Consider the following 16,260-nt stretch of genomic DNA (forward strand, 5'->3'; position numbering starts at 1 on the left):
GGCTGTCGAGCCGCTCGTGTGTGCCTGACCGTCAAGGTCACGGGAACGGAGTTTCCCCATGCGGGCACTTGTACATCGAACGATCTGAGGGGAGACCCTAATGAATTACAACTGGGACTGGGGCGTGTTCTTCAAGTCCACCGGCGTGGGCAGCGAGATTTATTTCGACTGGTACCTCTCCGGTTTGGGCTGGACCATCGCCATCGCCGTCGCTGCCTGGATCATCGCGCTGGTGCTGGGCTCGATTCTGGGTGTCATGCGTACGGTGCCGAATCGCATCGTGTCGGGCATCGCGACCTGCTACGTCGAGCTCTTCCGTAACGTGCCGCTGCTGGTACAACTGTTCATCTGGTACTTCCTGGTACCCGACCTGCTGCCGCAAAACCTGCAGGACTGGTACAAACAGGACCTGAACCCGACCACCTCGGCCTTCCTCAGCGTCGTCGTGTGCCTTGGCCTGTTCACCACCGCACGGGTTTGCGAACAAGTGCGTACAGGTATCCAGGCGCTGCCCCGCGGCCAGGAATCCGCCGCTCGGGCCATGGGCTTCAAGCTGCCGCAGATCTACTGGAACGTGCTGTTGCCCCAGGCTTACCGGATCATCATTCCGCCGCTGACCTCGGAATTCCTGAACGTGTTCAAGAACTCCTCCGTGGCCTCGCTGATCGGCCTGATGGAGCTGCTGGCGCAGACCAAGCAGACCGCCGAGTTCTCCGCCAACCTGTTCGAAGCCTTCACCCTGGCGACGCTGATCTACTTCACCCTGAACATGGGCCTGATGCTGCTGATGCGCGGCGTCGAGAAGAAAGTTGCCGTGCCTGGCCTGATCTCCGTAGGGGGTAAATGATGGAATTCGACTTCTCGGGCATCATCCCGTCCCTGCCGGGCCTGTGGAACGGCATGGTCATGACCCTGCAACTGATGGCGCTGGGCGTCGTCGGCGGGATCATCCTCGGCACGATCCTGGCCCTGATGCGCCTGTCCCACAGCAAGTTGCTGTCGAACATTGCCGGCGCCTACGTCAACTACTTCCGCTCGATCCCGCTGCTGCTGGTCATCACCTGGTTCTACCTGGCGGTGCCGTTCGTGCTGCGCTGGATCACCGGCGAAGACACGCCGATCGGTGCGTTCGCCTCGTGCATCGTGGCGTTCATGATGTTTGAAGCGGCGTACTTCTGCGAAATCGTCCGGGCCGGCGTCCAGTCGATTCCCAAGGGCCAGATGGGTGCAGCTCAAGCCCTGGGCATGAACTACAGCCAGATGATGCGCTTGATCATCCTGCCGCAAGCGTTCCGCAAGATGACCCCGCTGTTGCTGCAACAGAGCATCATCCTGTTTCAGGACACCTCCCTGGTCTACGCGGTCGGCCTGGTCGACTTCCTTAATGCCTCGCGGGCCAGTGGCGATATTATCGGTCGCTCCAACGAGTTCCTGATCTTCGCCGGTTTCACCTACTTCATCATCAGCTTTGCCGCCTCGCAGCTGGTCAAGCGTCTGCAAAAAAGGTTCGCCGTATGATCTCTATCAAGAACGTCAACAAGTGGTATGGGGACTTCCAGGTACTGACTGATTGCAGCACCGAGGTCAAAAAAGGCGAGGTGATCGTGGTGTGCGGGCCGTCCGGTTCCGGCAAATCCACCTTGATCAAATGCGTCAACGCCCTGGAACCGTTCCAGAAAGGCGATGTGGTGGTCGATGGCACTTCCATCGCCGACCCGAAGACCGACCTGCCGAAACTGCGCTCGCGCGTGGGCATGGTGTTCCAGCATTTCGAACTGTTCCCGCACCTGAGCATCATGGACAACCTGACCATCGCGCAGGTCAAGGTGTTGGGGCGCAGCAAGGAAGAGGCCTCCAAGAAAGCCCTGCAACTGCTCGAGCGCGTCGGCCTTTCGGCCCACGCCAAAAAGCACCCCGGGCAACTTTCCGGCGGCCAGCAACAGCGCGTGGCGATTGCCCGTGCGCTGGCGATGGACCCGATCGTCATGCTGTTCGACGAACCGACCTCGGCGCTCGACCCTGAAATGGTCAACGAAGTGCTGGACGTGATGGTGCAACTGGCCCACGAAGGCATGACCATGATGTGCGTGACCCACGAAATGGGCTTCGCCCGCAAAGTGGCGGACCGGGTGATCTTCATGGATCAGGGCAAGATCATCGAAGACTGCAAGAAAGAGGAGTTCTTCGGCGATATCAGCGCCCGCGCCGAACGGACACAGCACTTCCTCGCCAAGATTCTGCAGCACTAAGAAGAGCACCGCTCCCCCCTGCAGGAGCTGGCTTGCCAGCGAAGAGGCCCTTCCATTCGACATCATTGTTGTCTGAAAGGACGCCTTCGCCAGCAAGCCGGCTCCTACAAAAGCGAAAGCGGTCTGTCTGACACTCCGCGTCGTCTGCCTCGCCAGCAAGCCGGTTCCTACAGGGGCCGGTGGTGGCTAACGATCAAGTGTTGTGGTTGACCCAAGGCATCTGTGATGAAATGCGACCCCACTCTTTACCGCGCCGCGCCGCCATCACTCGTCGTGAAACCTCGTCTGATTCGCCACCTGTTCCTGCCGCCGCTGGTCATCGCCTTGATGATCGGATTGGGTTACCTCGGCTTCTGGATCAGCGAGCACTATGGGATACGCAGCCTCAGCGAGAATGGCCAGCGTCAGCTGGAACTGCACGCCCGCGCCGTCGAGAGCGAGATCAGCAAGTACACCTACCTGCCCAGCCTGCTGGAACTCGAATCCAGTGTTTCCAGGCTGCTGGACGACCCGTCACCGGAATACCGGCAGACGGTCAATGAATACCTCGAAGGCCTGAACCGGCGCAGCCGCAGTCGGGCCATCTACGTGATGGACACCACCGGCCGCGTCATGGCCACCAGCAACTGGCGCGACGTCGACAGTTACCTGGGCGAAGACCTGTCCTTTCGCGCCTACTTCCAGAACGCCGTTCGTGGCGAGTCGGGACGCTTCTATGGCATCGGCAGCACCAACGGCGAGCCCGGTTATTACCTGGCCCATGGCCTGGAAGAACGCGGCAAGATCATCGGCGTGGCGGTGGTCAAGGTCCGCCTCGAAGCCATGGAAGAACGTTGGCAGCGGGCACGCCTGGAGGCCTTCGTCAGCGACGAGAATGGCATCATCATTCTGTCCAGCGATCCGGCGCGGCGCCTGAAATCGGTGATACCGCTCAGCGAAGAGACCAAGGAAAAACTGGCCCGCAGCCTGCAGTACTACTGGTTCCCGCTGAACGAACTGCAACCGCTGGCCCGGGAAAAACTGGCTGAAGGCGAGGAAAAACTGACCTTCCCGGCCAACAGCGAGCTGGAGTCCGAAGAAGAAAACATCAGCTACCTGTCGCAAACCCGACCGCTGAGCGACACCCCATGGCATTTCACCCTGCTCACCCCCCTCCAGGATTTGCGGCGTGAAGCGATCAATCAGGGGATTCTGGTGGCAGTGGCGTTTGCCCTGGTGGCGTTCCTGCTGATCGCCTGGAACGAGCGGCGCAAAGTGATCGCCACCCGCCTCGCCGCCCGGGAAGCCTTGCAGGAAGCCAACAATCAACTGGAGCGTCGGATTACCGAACGCACCACCGACCTGCGCGCCAGCAACGAACGGCTCAAGGGCCAGATTCGCGAACGCCGGATGGCCGAAGAGACCTTGCGCCGCGCCCAGGATGAACTGGTGCAGGCCGGCAAACTCGCCGCCATTGGCCAGATGTCCACCAGCATCGCCCATGAACTGAACCAGCCGCTGGCCGCCCTGCGGACCTTGTCCGGCAACACCGTACGGTTTCTCGAGCGCGGTCAGCTGGACGTCGCCAGCACCAACCTCAAGACCATCAACGAACTGATCGACCGCATGGGCCGGATTACCGCCAGCCTGCGCTCCTTCGCCCGACGTGGCGACGACAAAGGCCAGGCCAGCCTCGGCAAGGCTGTCGACGCGGCGTTGCAACTGCTTGGCAGTCGCGTGGAAAGCGCGCACCTGCAATTGCATCGCGATATCGCCGATGTGCAGGTGCAGATCGACCAGACCCGACTGGAACAGATCCTGGTCAACCTGATAGGCAATGCCCTCGATGCGATGCAGGCCCAACCGTTGCCGCAATTGTGGCTCGAAGGCGAGGTGTTCGACGGCAAGTATCGCCTGCGTGTGCGCGATAATGGCCATGGCATCGACGTCGAGACGCGCAAGCATCTGTTCGAACCGTTCTTCACCACCAAACCCGGCGAACAGGGCCTGGGCCTCGGCCTGACGCTGTCGGCGAGCCTGGCCGCGGCCACCGGCGGCCACCTGGGCGTCGAACACCCGGCCAGCGGTGGTACCTCCTTCGTCCTCAGTTTACCGTTGGTAAGCCCCCTTCACGCCGAGCCAATATGAACAACGACCTTAGTGTGCTGATCGTCGAAGACGACCCCCATGTGCTGCTCGGCTGCCAACAGGCGCTGACCCTGGAAGACATTCCCTGCGTGGGCGTGGGCAGCGCCGAAGAAGCACTGGAGCGTGTCGGCAATAACTTTGCCGGGATCGTCATCAGCGACATCCGCCTGCCGGGCATTGACGGCATGGAACTGCTGACCCGGCTCAAGGCCCGTGATCGCAGCCTGCCCGTGGTGCTGATCACCGGTCACGGCGACATCTCCATGGCCGTCGGCGCCATGCAAAAAGGCGCCTACGACTTCATGGAGAAACCCTTCTCTCCCGAACGCCTGGTGGAGGTCGCCCGTCGTGCGCTGGAACAACGCAGCCTGGCGCGGGAAGTCTCGTCGCTTCGCCGGCAACTGGCCGAACGGGACTCCCTGGAAGGCCGCATCATCGGCCGCTCGCCGGCCATGCAGAACCTGCGGGAACTGATCGCCAACGTCGCCGATACCTCGGCCAACGTGTTGATCGAAGGCGAAACCGGTACCGGCAAGGAATTGGTTGCGCGCTGCCTGCATGATTTCAGTCGTCGCCATACCCGACAATTCGTCGCATTGAACTGCGGCGGCCTGCCGGAAAACCTGTTCGAAAGCGAAATATTCGGCCATGAAGCCAACGCGTTTACCGGTGCCGGCAAACGGCGGATCGGCAAGATCGAACACGCCGACGGTGGCACGCTGTTCCTCGACGAAGTGGAAAGCATGCCCCTGCCCTTGCAGATCAAACTGCTGCGGGTGCTGCAGGAACGCACCCTCGAACGTCTCGGTTCGAACCAGAGCGTGGCGGTGGATTGCCGGGTGATCGCGGCGACCAAGTCCGACCTGGACGAATCGAGCAAGGCCGGGGAATTTCGCAGCGACCTGTATTACCGCCTGAACGTGGTGACCCTGGAATTGCCACCGCTGCGCGAGCGCCGGGAAGACATCCTGCAGCTGTTCGAACACTTCCTGCAGCAGTCGTCCCTGCGCTTCGACCGCGCGGTGCCGGAGCTGGACAACCAGACCCTGTCGAATCTGATGAGTCACGACTGGCCAGGCAACGTGCGTGAACTGCGCAACGTCGCCGAACGTTTCGCCCTCGGTCTGCCGGCCTTCAAGAAATCCGGCACCAACGGCAACAATCAGGGCCTGGCCTTCGCCGAAGCGGTGGAAGCCTTCGAGCGCAACCTGCTCGGCGACGCCTTGCAACGCAGCGGCGGCAACCTGACCCAGGCCAGCCACGAACTGGGAATGGCCAAGACCACGCTGTTCGACAAGGTCAAGAAGTATGGGTTGAGTCACTGAGGAATCGGGGTGTACACCAATCCTGTGCCCGGCGAAATCCAACTGTAGGAGCTGGCTTGCCAGCGAAGGGGCCGGCACATCCAGCATCGATGTCGCCTGACACGCCGCGTTCGCTGGCAAGCCAGCTCCGACAGGGGGGTTGCGGGGGGTTACAGGAGGTTCGGCGCTGGCTCCGGATCAATCTGCGCCCAATGCGAAGTATCTTCGCGATGGGCCTGCAAGTACGGCAACACCGCCGCCAGCAACGGCGTCTTGAACGCTTCCTGGAATCGATGGGCCAGTCCCGGAATCAGCTTCAGCTGACTGCCGCGGATATGCGCCGCCAGGTGCACGCCGTGCATGACCGGCAACAGCGGATCGGCCGTGCCATGCACCACCAGCGTCGGCAGTCGCAATTGGTTGAGCAGCGCCACCCGGCTCGGTTCGGCGAGGATCGCCATGATCTGGCGCTTCACGCCTTCGGGGTTGAACGCCCGGTCGTAGGACTGTGCCGCCTGCTGCAACAGCGCCTGTCGATCGTCACTCACTGTCGGGCTGCCCAGCGCTGCCAGCAAATCGGCCTGCTGCTCGAGCGCCACTTCGCGATTCGGCGCCCCCCGGCGCGACAGGAGCTGCACCAACGCCGCACTCGGCGCCGGCAAGCCTTCGGCACCGGAGCTGGTCATGATCAGGGTCAGGCTCTCGACCCGTTGCGGCGCCATTGCCGCCATATGCTGGGCGATCATCCCGCCCATGCTCGCACCCAGCACGTGGAACTGCTCGACGTGCAAGGCATCCATCAGCCCAAAGGCATCGTCAGCCATGTCGGTCAGGGTGTATGGCGCGGCCACCGGCAGACCGAGTTTGTAGCGCAGCACTTCGAACGTCAGGTTGGCATCGACGGGCGTTTGCCGCCAGGTGGACAGACCGACATCGCGATTGTCATACCGGATCACCCGGAAACCCTGTTGACACAGCGCGACCACCACCTCGTCCGGCCAATGAATCAACTGTCCGCCCAGGCCCATGACCAGGAGCAATGCCGGATCCGACGCACGACCGATGCTCTGGTACGCCAGGCTCACCTGCGCCAGATCGGCCCGTTCGGTTGGAACATTCACATCACAACGAGATGCCGCCAGGGATGGCAGACTAAACAGCGCGGCCAGAAAAATGGCCGCCGATAAAAACAAAGCACGCATGAAAAAACACCAAAACGCAGAACCCCAGTAGAGCGCGAGTCTGATGATATTTGTTCAAGCGCGCTGCCACAGTTGCGTGACAGTTTGATGAATGTCGCTGAATGGTCCGTGCGGTAACTATGTAGTGCCAATGCCCCGCAGGACTCTCCTTAAATGGCTCGCTCAAGGAGCGCAACCGCCGCTCCGCCACTGTGAGCCATATTGCCATGACCGATAGACTGCTCTTGGACCTCGCGCTGCCGAAACCGGCTGACCTGCCCCCCTTCTCTCCTTTGCCGCCATCGCCTGACGAAAACCTTTTTCTGACTGCCTCGGCCCGCTGGCGCGAAAGCAGCCAGGCCTTGCGCGAACTGGCGGCTGCCAGTCCGACAATCCGCGACACCCTCGACCAACTGCTGAAACAATCACTGGACCTGAACGGGCAACACGCCGGCTTGCTCTTCGCCGGCACGGATGAACAGCCGGAAAGTTTTGTCAGCTTTACCCAGGCGTGCGCCTTCGTCCTGCAACACCCGACGCTAGAAACAACGCTTGATCAGCAATGGCGAGTGACCGGCCTGGGGCAAGCCCACCCCTTGTTGTCCCTGACACCGCTACAAATGCTCGAACGACTCAAGGCACTCGATCCGGTATTAATCCACGGCGACCGCTGGCGAACCTTTTGGGCCCAGCGCGCTCCCGGTACTGCAATATCGCGACAGGAACGAGTCATTCAGCTTTACCGTAACCACTTCGAGGCAGCCGCCCAACTGGCAGTCGCCCGCAACACCCTGACGCAGGAACAGCTTACATTCCTGCAGTTGCTGATTGACCCACCCATCGGGCCGTTGGCGCTGAACGCGAAGCCCATTCATACCGAGCAAGTGGCGCTGGTGTTAAGCAACAGTGCCAGAATCAAACTCACAGGCGCGTGGGTCATCACTGCCGCAGAGGCAACCAGCGGCTGGCAATTGCTGTACCTGCCCAGCAAGCCCGTCGCCATCCAGGTATTCAATCAACGCAGCGATATGGAAGACTGGCTGTCCAGCCAGGCACTCGTCCCGACCGGTTTACCCAGCGATGACACGCGCTTTGAGTACACCGCAAACACCAGCAACCCGTTGGTCGTGGGCTCGAGCGATCTGTTTGCGGCTCACCTGCAGGCTCAGGTCACTGCCTTACGCCATGGAACCCGCGGCAAGCCCGGACTGGCGGCGCATGGTGCGCAATCCCTGGTCCAGGCCGACCAGGTTGATCGACAACGCAATCACGTCACTTTTTTTGCCTCGCCACCCAGGCTGGAAGCTGCCGGTGACATTGCCGAGACCGATGAAACGTCACTGTTCGGCAACCTGTACGCCGATATCCCCTGGTCCTTGCGCCAGAGGACGGTGAAAAAACAGCGCGATGCGCTCGAAGCACTGGTGGAAGACGTTGGCGAGGGTGAGGGCCTGCAACCGTTCAAAGACTCGCTCAAGGCCCTGGCAAACGCCGAACAAGCCGCCGACACGGCGGCCTCTGACTTGTTGAACCGGTCACGCACACTGGACCTGGACAGGTTCCAGCAGGCATTCACCGCCCTGCACCGCGCGCACAAGACAGGCCTGCATGCCGAAGCCGCACTGCAATTGGCCCTCGAGCAACTGGACGACGATGACTGCAGCCTGCTCAAAGCCCTGCTGGATACGCCCGACGATCCCGGCCCGGACAGGGTGGCGGCCAGCCTGACACTATCGCTGACCAGCCAGGAAGGTGAGACCTCCACGGTCACCTCCGAGGCACTCAAAGGCGCGTTTATCATGACCCGGGCGCAGGTGCTCGCCGACCCCGACTCGCCACACAGCGTGCTGCTCTATTGGCCCGGCACGGGGGGTGGCCTGCAACGGTTCGCCAATCGTCGCGAGCTGGAACGCCAGGTGTTCAAGATTCACGATCGCAGCGACGGGCTGTCGGTGCAGCTGAAAAAAATCACCGGCGACTCGCTCCTGTATGGCTTGGAGCAACTGACCGGCGACTTCGAAGTACAGGCCGCCGCAATACGCCAGCGTCACGTCGAATCGGCCGACGCCGTGCAACGTGCCGAACAGCTGGACATCTTGCGTCAAAAATCCCTCGCCACCTTACAGGTCCCGGTACACGCCGCCCGAAGCCTGGCCATCGCCCATCTGCTGGAGCAGGACCAAAGCGCAACCCTCGCCTCCAACCTGCCGGACTGGCTCAGCAAACTGACCGAGGCTGACCGTGCCGGGCTCAAGGACCTGTTCGAGGCGTACATCCCGGCGATGCAACGCAGTCACCAACTCATGACAATCGCCCTGGAACCCCGTGACGACTTCACCCGCAAACACCTGCACGCCCGACTAAGCAAAGACTTCTCGACCGAGGGACAATTTGCCGTGCAAGTCGACTTCCCCGACTCGACCACGATTGAAACAGCGTCTGAATCAGGGCCAGGCGGAGTCAGGAAGAATACGGTCATCGTGCCCGGCTCCGCGCGCAGCAAAATGTCGCTCGAAGACCTGGCGCAGCTCAATATCGATAATGTTCATTCGGTGCTGCAGGACTCACTGTCGCAGCGTTTAGTCTTCATGCGGCTGGAGGTCAGCGCGGCGCAGAACAAAGATCGCCTTCGCTTGCTGAACGGAATCGATCTGACTTATCTGCGCAAAGTCTTGCCGGAACTGGATCTGCCCAAGGCTTACGAACAGCTGATCCTCGAAGCGTTCAAGGGGTCAGCCACCGAATCCGTCTTCGTCAAGGAGCATCGCCGGGAAAGTCTTGTCGAACCCTGGCGCCTGATGCTCAAGATTCAGGGTGAATGCGCGCGACTTCAAAAGCACATCAACAGCGACGAGTTACAGGTGTTGAACATCGCCATCGATGCCAACACCCCAGAGGCCTGGACCACCGCAGGCAAGCGCGTCGCCATACTGCCGGTTTCCCTGAAAGTGGGTGGCCAGGATACCCCCCGGGAAGGTCCCGTCACCCTGTCGGGCGTGACCTTTATCGAAGAGCAGATCAGCGGAGTCACCCTGCTGTACCTGCCCGACAGCCACGATGGCCAATTCCTGCGCCGCTACGACAGTCTCGAAGCGGCGCGCAAAGGTCTGTACAACTTGTGCGGGAATGACAAGTGGATCGACTACCTGGCCCACAAAACATTGCAAGGTAACGTCAGGGCGCATGTCAGTCGCATCAACCAGGCCGTGGAGAAAAACTTCGATGGCATGATCGAGGTCGGGACACGCTGGCCGACGACCACCTCGCTGGCCGACCACCTGCTCGATGCTCATATGGGTCGCCTGCTCGAAGCCCATCGCGGCACCTCGCGCTCCAACGACGACCTGTACTTGGAACGGTACACATTGAAAGGCCCGCGCGCCTTCAACTACATAAAAATGGCGGTGGGCATGCTGCCCTTCATTGGCAGCGCCATTGCCCTCTACGATGCCTGGACCAGCGCGAATCAGGCGGTGGCCGCCTTTTTGCGCGGCGAGGTTGGGGATGGCGTGGCGGAACTGGGATCGGTGCTGTTGTCGCTGATCGACGCCGCCATGGATCTGCTGCCTGGTGAAGTAGCCTTCTCGGTCGGCACCAGGGCGGCGCGCTCACTGGCGCGCGCTCGCCAGCTTCACAGGCTGGTCAGACATACGGCGGCGCTGCATGGCGTCTCGCAGCGCCAGGCCCGACACGTGCTGGCACGCTTCGCCGGTTACGAATTTGAACAACCGCTCTCGCTTGCCGGTTTGCAACCCGCCACTCACGGCCTCTATCGTGGCATTTTCCGACATGCCGAGGGTGACTTCATCGAACGCCAGGGACGCCTCTTCCAGGTCGAACTTAGCCAGGATTCACGCAACTGGCGATTGTCCGGTAACGCCCAAAAAACCTACAAACAGCCGATTGCCCTGGACGAAACGGGTCATTGGGACACCTGGTACGGTGTTTATGGGACGACTTTCGAAGGCGGCGGGCTCGGTGGCGGCCAAAGGCTTGGGCATTTAGCCGATGCGCTCGATCCGATCTGGCCATTGGCTATTCGTCAGCGGTTGCCACGCTTTTGGCGTGATCGGGCTTATCGTCGAGAGGGTCAGTTGGAAGACATAACTAATGAAATTGCCGATCGATACAACATACAGCGATTGCAAACAACAGCGGCGCTCGATGAATACGAAAAAATTCGGAAACTCTATAAGCTTGATCCTCAAGAGCACGCCGATACACCACAACCTGATACCGAACTCAGTTCACTGAGCAAAGCTGAGCAAGCACATTTTTCCCAACTTGTGGAGACTGCCGATACTGCGTGCGCCAACGATATCGATTTGGTCATTCCGCGATACGAGGCATTGGAGGAATTGAAGAGCCTGGCCAGACGCGATAACGCAGCCGACGTGCGTGTGCGAAGCGAGTGCGCCTGGGTGCTGGCTGACCGCTGCACTCTGCGCTACCACTTTGTCGGTCAACGAATTGATCTATTGGTGGAGCAGGCTGATGACCTCTTGCGGGAGTTGGACACGGTGCCGTCAGGGAGCCTTGATCAATTTCTGAGCATTCTGGAGAAAGTGCGCACATTACGTGTAAAAATCGTGAGCGAACTGGATAAGTCAGAGGAACTGATAAACCAGTCGGATCGATGGTTCCGTAAAATCACCCCCCCCAAAAAACACGGGACAAACAAGACACCTGACGAAATAAGATACGCAGAACTGAAAGAGAAAGTTGAATCATTGAATCAAACCAACACTGTCACCGTGCTGACTGTGAAAATTGGCCATCTATTGGAAATGGTCAAGCGTGTCGACGCTACCACCGATACGTCCTGGCTCGAGTTGCAACGACAAACAAGGAATTTGCGCGTCCAAATGGATCAGGCCGTGTTAATGCATCATGACCTGTCGAAAACCGTCGTTACCCGAGACGAGCGTAATAAGATACTCCAGGAATGTTTTGACGTTTACACGCAATTCCGTCGCGGCTTGCGAGCCTGGACCGCCAGTTATCCTCAGCATTTCCATGTGGAATGGGTTGAACCGCTGCTGATGAGTATCAATAAGTTGACCGAGCGAGCCCGCAAAGGCGTCGGCGGGACTCCAGTCGTGAAACCGGTAGGGAAAATCAACAAAAAAGTCTTCATCACCGAAGACGATCAATTGCTTATCGGGACTGAGAGGCTGGAGAAAACGACCCAAGCACGACAATACGTCCTGACCGGACCGCGTGGAACCGAGGTCGTCTGGGAGCAAGGCAGCAACGGGAAGTTCCGCCTGTTGAACCCGCCAACTCAGGCACCGGCACCGATTCAAACGGATCTCGCAACGTTGGTTTCCGATGCCCGGAAACGCCTGGACAACCTACCGGCACATCAAACCCAAGTCCAGGCCTATGCCAGGCAGAACACGCTCCCTGTCGACCTGGAGCACATGATGGTATTCGAAGCGGACACATTGACCGGTAGCGCCCGGCGCATCGAAACGACGGACGCTACAAATCCGATCATTCAAGAACTGCTCGACAAGGCTACGGAACTCAGGACTATTGGACGACAAATGCGCACCTCCCAGGCGCTGGCCAGTAAAAAACCTACCGATGGCATGTTGGACGATCTCATTGGCCAGAACGCCGCGGAAATCCGCAAAACCAGACCGCTGAAAAACCTCGGAAAGCGCAAGCACGGGCGAAGCGATCATATGCAGGAATACGAAGTATGGAACACCACAATCATGCCAAACGAACTGCTTTGGTATGCCCACTCCACTACTCCAGCGCAAAACCAGTGATGCGAAATTTCGAAAAAGCCCACTTGAAATTGCCTGAACATCGGTTTCTGACCCATGCTGACGACGCCGACCTGCCCTATGCCGATATTGGTCAACGATCACCCGTCGTTGTGCACTTCGAAGAGATTTGAGCCCGAGGGGGGCGGGCTGCCCGCCTCCCGGTTCTACCGCGTGTTCGCTGAAACAAAGAAGCCGTTGAGCCAACAGGTTCAACGGCTTTTCGTGTGACCGGATCAGCTTCGGCTATTTACGCCAACTGACTGCGCAACTGCCGAGCCGCCGCCACCATGTTCACCAGCGCCGCCTCGGTCTCCGGCCACGCCCGGGTTTTCAACCCGCAGTCCGGGTTGACCCACAGCCGCTCGGCCGGAACCCGCTGCACCGCCTTGCTCATCAACTTGACCATTTCGGCCGTGTCCGGCACACGAGGCGAGTGGATGTCGTAGACGCCCGGGCCGATGTCGTTCGGGTAGTCGAAAGCTTTGAAGGCCTCGAGCAACTCCATGTCCGAACGCGAGGTTTCGATGGTGATCACGTCGGCGTCCATGGCCGCGATGGACTCGATCACGTCGTTGAATTCGCTGTAGCACATGTGGGTGTGGATCTGGGTTTCGTCCCGTACGCCGGACGCGGTCAGGCGAAAGGCTTCCACTGCCCAGTCCAGATATTCCTGCCATTGCGCCCGACGCAGCGGCAGGCCTTCGCGGAACGCGGCTTCGTCGATCTGCACGATCTTGATGCCGGCGGCTTCCAGGTCCAGCACTTCATCGCGCAGGGCCAGCGCCAGTTGTTGCGCCTGGATTTTGCGCGAGACGTCTTCGCGGGGGAACGACCACATCAGCATGGTCACGGGACCGGTGAGCATGCCTTTCATGACCTTGTCGGTCAGGCTCTGGGCATAGGTGATCCAGTCAACGGTCATGGCGGTCGGGCGGCTCAGGTCGCCATAGATGATCGCCGGTTTGACGCAGCGCGAACCGTAGCTCTGGACCCAGCCGAAACGGGTGAAGGCATAACCATCCAGCTGTTCGGCGAAGTACTCGACCATGTCGTTGCGCTCGGCTTCACCGTGCACCAGCACGTCCAGGCCCAGGCGCTCCTGGACTTGCACGGCGTGGCGGATTTCGCTGTGCATGGCATCGGTGTAATCGTTGGCCGACAGCTTGCCTTGCTTGAAGGCCTGGCGTGCCAGGCGGATCGAAGCGGTCTGCGGGAACGAGCCAATGGTGGTCGTCGGGAACGCCGGCAGTTTCAGCCGGGCGCGCTGTTGCTCAATGCGCTTGGCGAACGGCGAATGGCGTTGACTGTCCGCGGTGCCGATGGCATTGATGCGGGCCTGCACTTCGGCTTTGTGAATACGTGGCGACTCGGCACGACTGGCCTGGATCGCACGACTTTCGGCCAAGGCGGCTTGTACCTTGGGCGCTTGCGGATCGTTGAGGGCGTCGCGCAGTACGGCGATTTCCCCGCATTTCTGCACCGCGAACGCCAGCCAGCTTTTCAACTCCGGATCAAGTTTGTCTTCACGCTCCAGATCCACGGGGCTGTGCAGCAGCGAGCAGGAACTGCTGACCCACAGGTTGTCGCCAAAACGTTCCTGGGCAAATTGCAGTTGCGCCAGTACGGGCTCCAGCTCACAACGCCAGACGTTGCGCCCATTGACCAGGCCCACCGAGAGAACCTTGTAGGTCGGCAGGCGATCGAGCACGTGCAGCAGTTGGTCGGGGGCACGCACCGCATCGATGTGCAGGCCTTGCACCGGCAGGCCAACTGCCAGGCCGAGGTTGTCTTGCAGACCGCTGAAGTAGGTCGCCAGCAGTTTTTTCAGCGGAGAGTACTGAAGGATGTGATAGGCGCGCTCGAAGGCGTTTTTCCAGTCCTGCGGCAGATCGAGGGTCAGGATCGGTTCATCGATCTGCACCCATTCCACCCCTTGTTCAGCGAGACGACCGAGGATTTCGTTGTAGACCGGCAGCAGGCGTTCCAGCAGGTCGAGTTTGTCGAAATCGTCGCCTTTAGCCTTGCCCAGCCACAGGTAAGTCAGCGGGCCGATGATCACCGGCTTGACGTTGTGGCCCAGGGCCTTGGCTTCATCGACTTCATCGAACAGCTGTTCCCAGCTCAGTTTGAACGACTGATCAGCGCTGAACTCCGGGACCAGATAGTGGTAGTTGGTGTCGAACCACTTGGTCAGTTCCTGGGCGTATTGCGCTGTGACATGTTCGCCACCGCAGCAGCTCGCGGTAGCGCCACGGGCCATGGCGAACAGGGTGTCGAGCGTCGGCAGGCCGTCTTGATCCTTGACGCTGTCGAAACGCTCGGGAATCACCCCGAAGGTCAGGGAGTGTGTGAGGACCTGGTCGTACCAGGCAAAGTCGCCCACCGGCAGCAGGTCGATGCCGGCGTCTTTCTGCACTTGCCAGTGGTTGGCGCGCAGCTGGCGACCGACGCTTTTCAACGCGTCCTGGTCAAGATCGCCCTTCCAGTAGGCTTCGAGGGCTTTTTTCAGTTCGCGGTCTGCGCCGATGCGGGGGAAACCCAGTGTGTGTGCCAAGGCCATGTTGAAAATTCTCTCGGTAAAAGATGCGGTAAAACATGGCGCTATTGTCGACAGCTAACCCAACATGAGACAAACTCAACCTTTTCGTGTTGATCACAAGTTTTCCTCATGGAGCCCCCGGTGCTTGAAATCCGCCACCTGAAGACCCTGCACGCCTTGCGCGAAGCTGACAGCCTGGTCGATGCCGCCGATCGGCTGCACCTGACCCAGTCGGCCCTGTCCCACCAGTTCAAGGAGCTGGAGGAGCGCATGGGTATGCCGCTGTTCGTGCGCAAGACCAAGCCGGTGCGCTTCACCAGCGCCGGATTGCGCCTGCTGCAACTGGCCGATGCCACCCTGCCGCTGCTGCGTGGCGCCGAGCGCGACATCGCGCGGCTGGCCGGCGGCACTGCGGGCCGCTTGCACATGGCGATCGAGTGTCACAGTTGTTTCCAATGGCTGATGCCGACCATCGACCAGTTCCGCGACGCCTGGCCGGAGGTCGAACTGGACCTGGCCTCGGGCTTCTCCTTCGCCCCGCTGCCAGCCCTGGCCCGTGGCGACCTGGACCTGGTGGTGACCTCCGATCCGCTGGAGCTGGCCGGGATCACCTATGTGCCGCTGTTCACTTATGAAGCGATGCTCGCGGTCGCCAACCAGCACCGTCTGGCGGGCAAGGCCTACATCGTCCCGGAAGATCTGCTGACGGAAACGCTGATCACCTACCCGGTGGAGCGTGACCGGCTGGACATCTTCACCCGCTTCCTGGAACCGGCCGACATCGAACCGGCCCAGGTCCGCACCTCGGAACTGACGGTAATGATGATGCAACTGGTGGCCAGCGGACGCGGGGTGTGCGGCATGCCGCATTGGGCGCTGCATGAATACAGCTCACGGGGTTATGTGAAGGCCAAGCGCCTCGGTGAGAAGGGCTTGTTTGCAACCTTGTATGCAGGGATTCGTGCCGACATGCTGGACGCGCCGTACATGCGCGATTTCTTGCTGACGGCCAAGGACACCTCGTTCTCGACCCTGGATGGCGTCAGCGCCGCTCGCTGACCCCCCTGTAGGAGCGAGCTT

Annotated in this window: 9 protein-coding genes; 7 read left to right on the top strand and 2 right to left on the bottom strand. The window is 60.4% G+C overall.

Features of this window, described 5'->3' with window-relative positions:
• The first annotated feature begins 100 nt into the window (after positions 1-100).
• The 5 genes from BZ163_RS22440 (at position 101) to BZ163_RS22460 (ending at position 5,701) form a co-directional block, all read left to right on the top strand.
• On the top strand, positions 101-847 hold the full coding sequence (locus tag BZ163_RS22440; protein WP_128872635.1) for an amino acid ABC transporter permease: 747 nt from the start codon (positions 101-103) through the stop codon (positions 845-847).
• Positions 847-1,518 carry an amino acid ABC transporter permease gene (locus tag BZ163_RS22445; RefSeq protein WP_064679493.1) on the top strand — a complete coding sequence of 224 codons (672 nt, stop codon included), beginning with the start codon at positions 847-849 and terminating at the stop codon, positions 1,516-1,518. The genes BZ163_RS22440 and BZ163_RS22445 overlap by 1 nt, the downstream gene beginning before the upstream one ends.
• A complete protein-coding gene (locus tag BZ163_RS22450; RefSeq protein ID WP_128872636.1) occupies positions 1,515-2,249 on the top strand; it encodes an amino acid ABC transporter ATP-binding protein in 735 nt (244 codons plus the stop codon). The genes BZ163_RS22445 and BZ163_RS22450 overlap by 4 nt, the downstream gene beginning before the upstream one ends.
• Before the next feature lie 225 nt (positions 2,250-2,474).
• Positions 2,475-4,376, top strand: a complete 1,902-nt coding sequence (locus BZ163_RS22455) for a sensor histidine kinase (protein ID WP_128872637.1) — start codon at positions 2,475-2,477, stop codon at positions 4,374-4,376.
• A complete protein-coding gene (locus BZ163_RS22460) occupies positions 4,373-5,701 on the top strand; it encodes a sigma-54 dependent transcriptional regulator (protein WP_128872638.1) in 1,329 nt (442 codons plus the stop codon). The genes BZ163_RS22455 and BZ163_RS22460 overlap by 4 nt, the downstream gene beginning before the upstream one ends.
• 149 nt (positions 5,702-5,850) lie before the next feature.
• Here the strand turns inward: BZ163_RS22460 and BZ163_RS22465 are convergent, their stop codons facing one another.
• Positions 5,851-6,882, bottom strand: coding sequence for an alpha/beta fold hydrolase (locus tag BZ163_RS22465; protein ID WP_128872639.1), 1,032 nt, complete (start codon positions 6,880-6,882; stop codon positions 5,851-5,853).
• 224 nt (positions 6,883-7,106) lie between these two features.
• Between BZ163_RS22465 and BZ163_RS22470 the strand changes: the two genes are divergently transcribed.
• On the top strand, positions 7,107-12,641 hold the full coding sequence (locus tag BZ163_RS22470; protein ID WP_256579089.1) for a dermonecrotic toxin domain-containing protein: 5,535 nt from the start codon (positions 7,107-7,109) through the stop codon (positions 12,639-12,641).
• Between the two features lie 247 nt (positions 12,642-12,888).
• On the opposite strand, the gene metE is transcribed toward BZ163_RS22470, so the two are convergent.
• Positions 12,889-15,201 carry a 5-methyltetrahydropteroyltriglutamate--homocysteine S-methyltransferase gene (gene metE / locus BZ163_RS22475; protein ID WP_128872640.1) on the bottom strand — a complete coding sequence of 771 codons (2,313 nt, stop codon included), beginning with the start codon at positions 15,199-15,201 and terminating at the stop codon, positions 12,889-12,891.
• A gap of 120 nt (positions 15,202-15,321) precedes the next feature.
• Between metE and metR the strand changes: the two genes are divergently transcribed.
• A complete protein-coding gene (gene metR, locus BZ163_RS22480) occupies positions 15,322-16,239 on the top strand; it encodes a transcriptional regulator MetR (RefSeq protein WP_128872641.1) in 918 nt (305 codons plus the stop codon).
• Positions 16,240-16,260: the final 21 nt, after the last annotated feature.

It is taken from the genome of Pseudomonas sp. VI4.1 (assembly GCF_002029345.1).
Lineage (GTDB): Bacteria > Pseudomonadota > Gammaproteobacteria > Pseudomonadales > Pseudomonadaceae > Aquipseudomonas.

Bases quoted from the DNA above. Each gene is read 5' to 3' on its own strand.
- BZ163_RS22440 (WP_128872635.1), top strand. From the start codon at position 101: ATGAATTACAACTGGGACTGGGGCGTGTTCTTCAAGTCCACCGGCGTG.
- BZ163_RS22465 (WP_128872639.1), bottom strand. From the start codon at position 6,882: ATGCGTGCTTTGTTTTTATCGGCGGCCATTTTTCTGGCCGCGCTGTTT.
- metE (WP_128872640.1), bottom strand. From the start codon at position 15,201: ATGGCCTTGGCACACACACTGGGTTTCCCCCGCATCGGCGCAGACCGC.
- BZ163_RS22450 (WP_128872636.1), top strand. From the start codon at position 1,515: ATGATCTCTATCAAGAACGTCAACAAGTGGTATGGGGACTTCCAGGTA.
- BZ163_RS22460 (WP_128872638.1), top strand. From the start codon at position 4,373: ATGAACAACGACCTTAGTGTGCTGATCGTCGAAGACGACCCCCATGTG.
- BZ163_RS22455 (WP_128872637.1), top strand. From the start codon at position 2,475: ATGAAATGCGACCCCACTCTTTACCGCGCCGCGCCGCCATCACTCGTC.
- BZ163_RS22445 (WP_064679493.1), top strand. From the start codon at position 847: ATGGAATTCGACTTCTCGGGCATCATCCCGTCCCTGCCGGGCCTGTGG.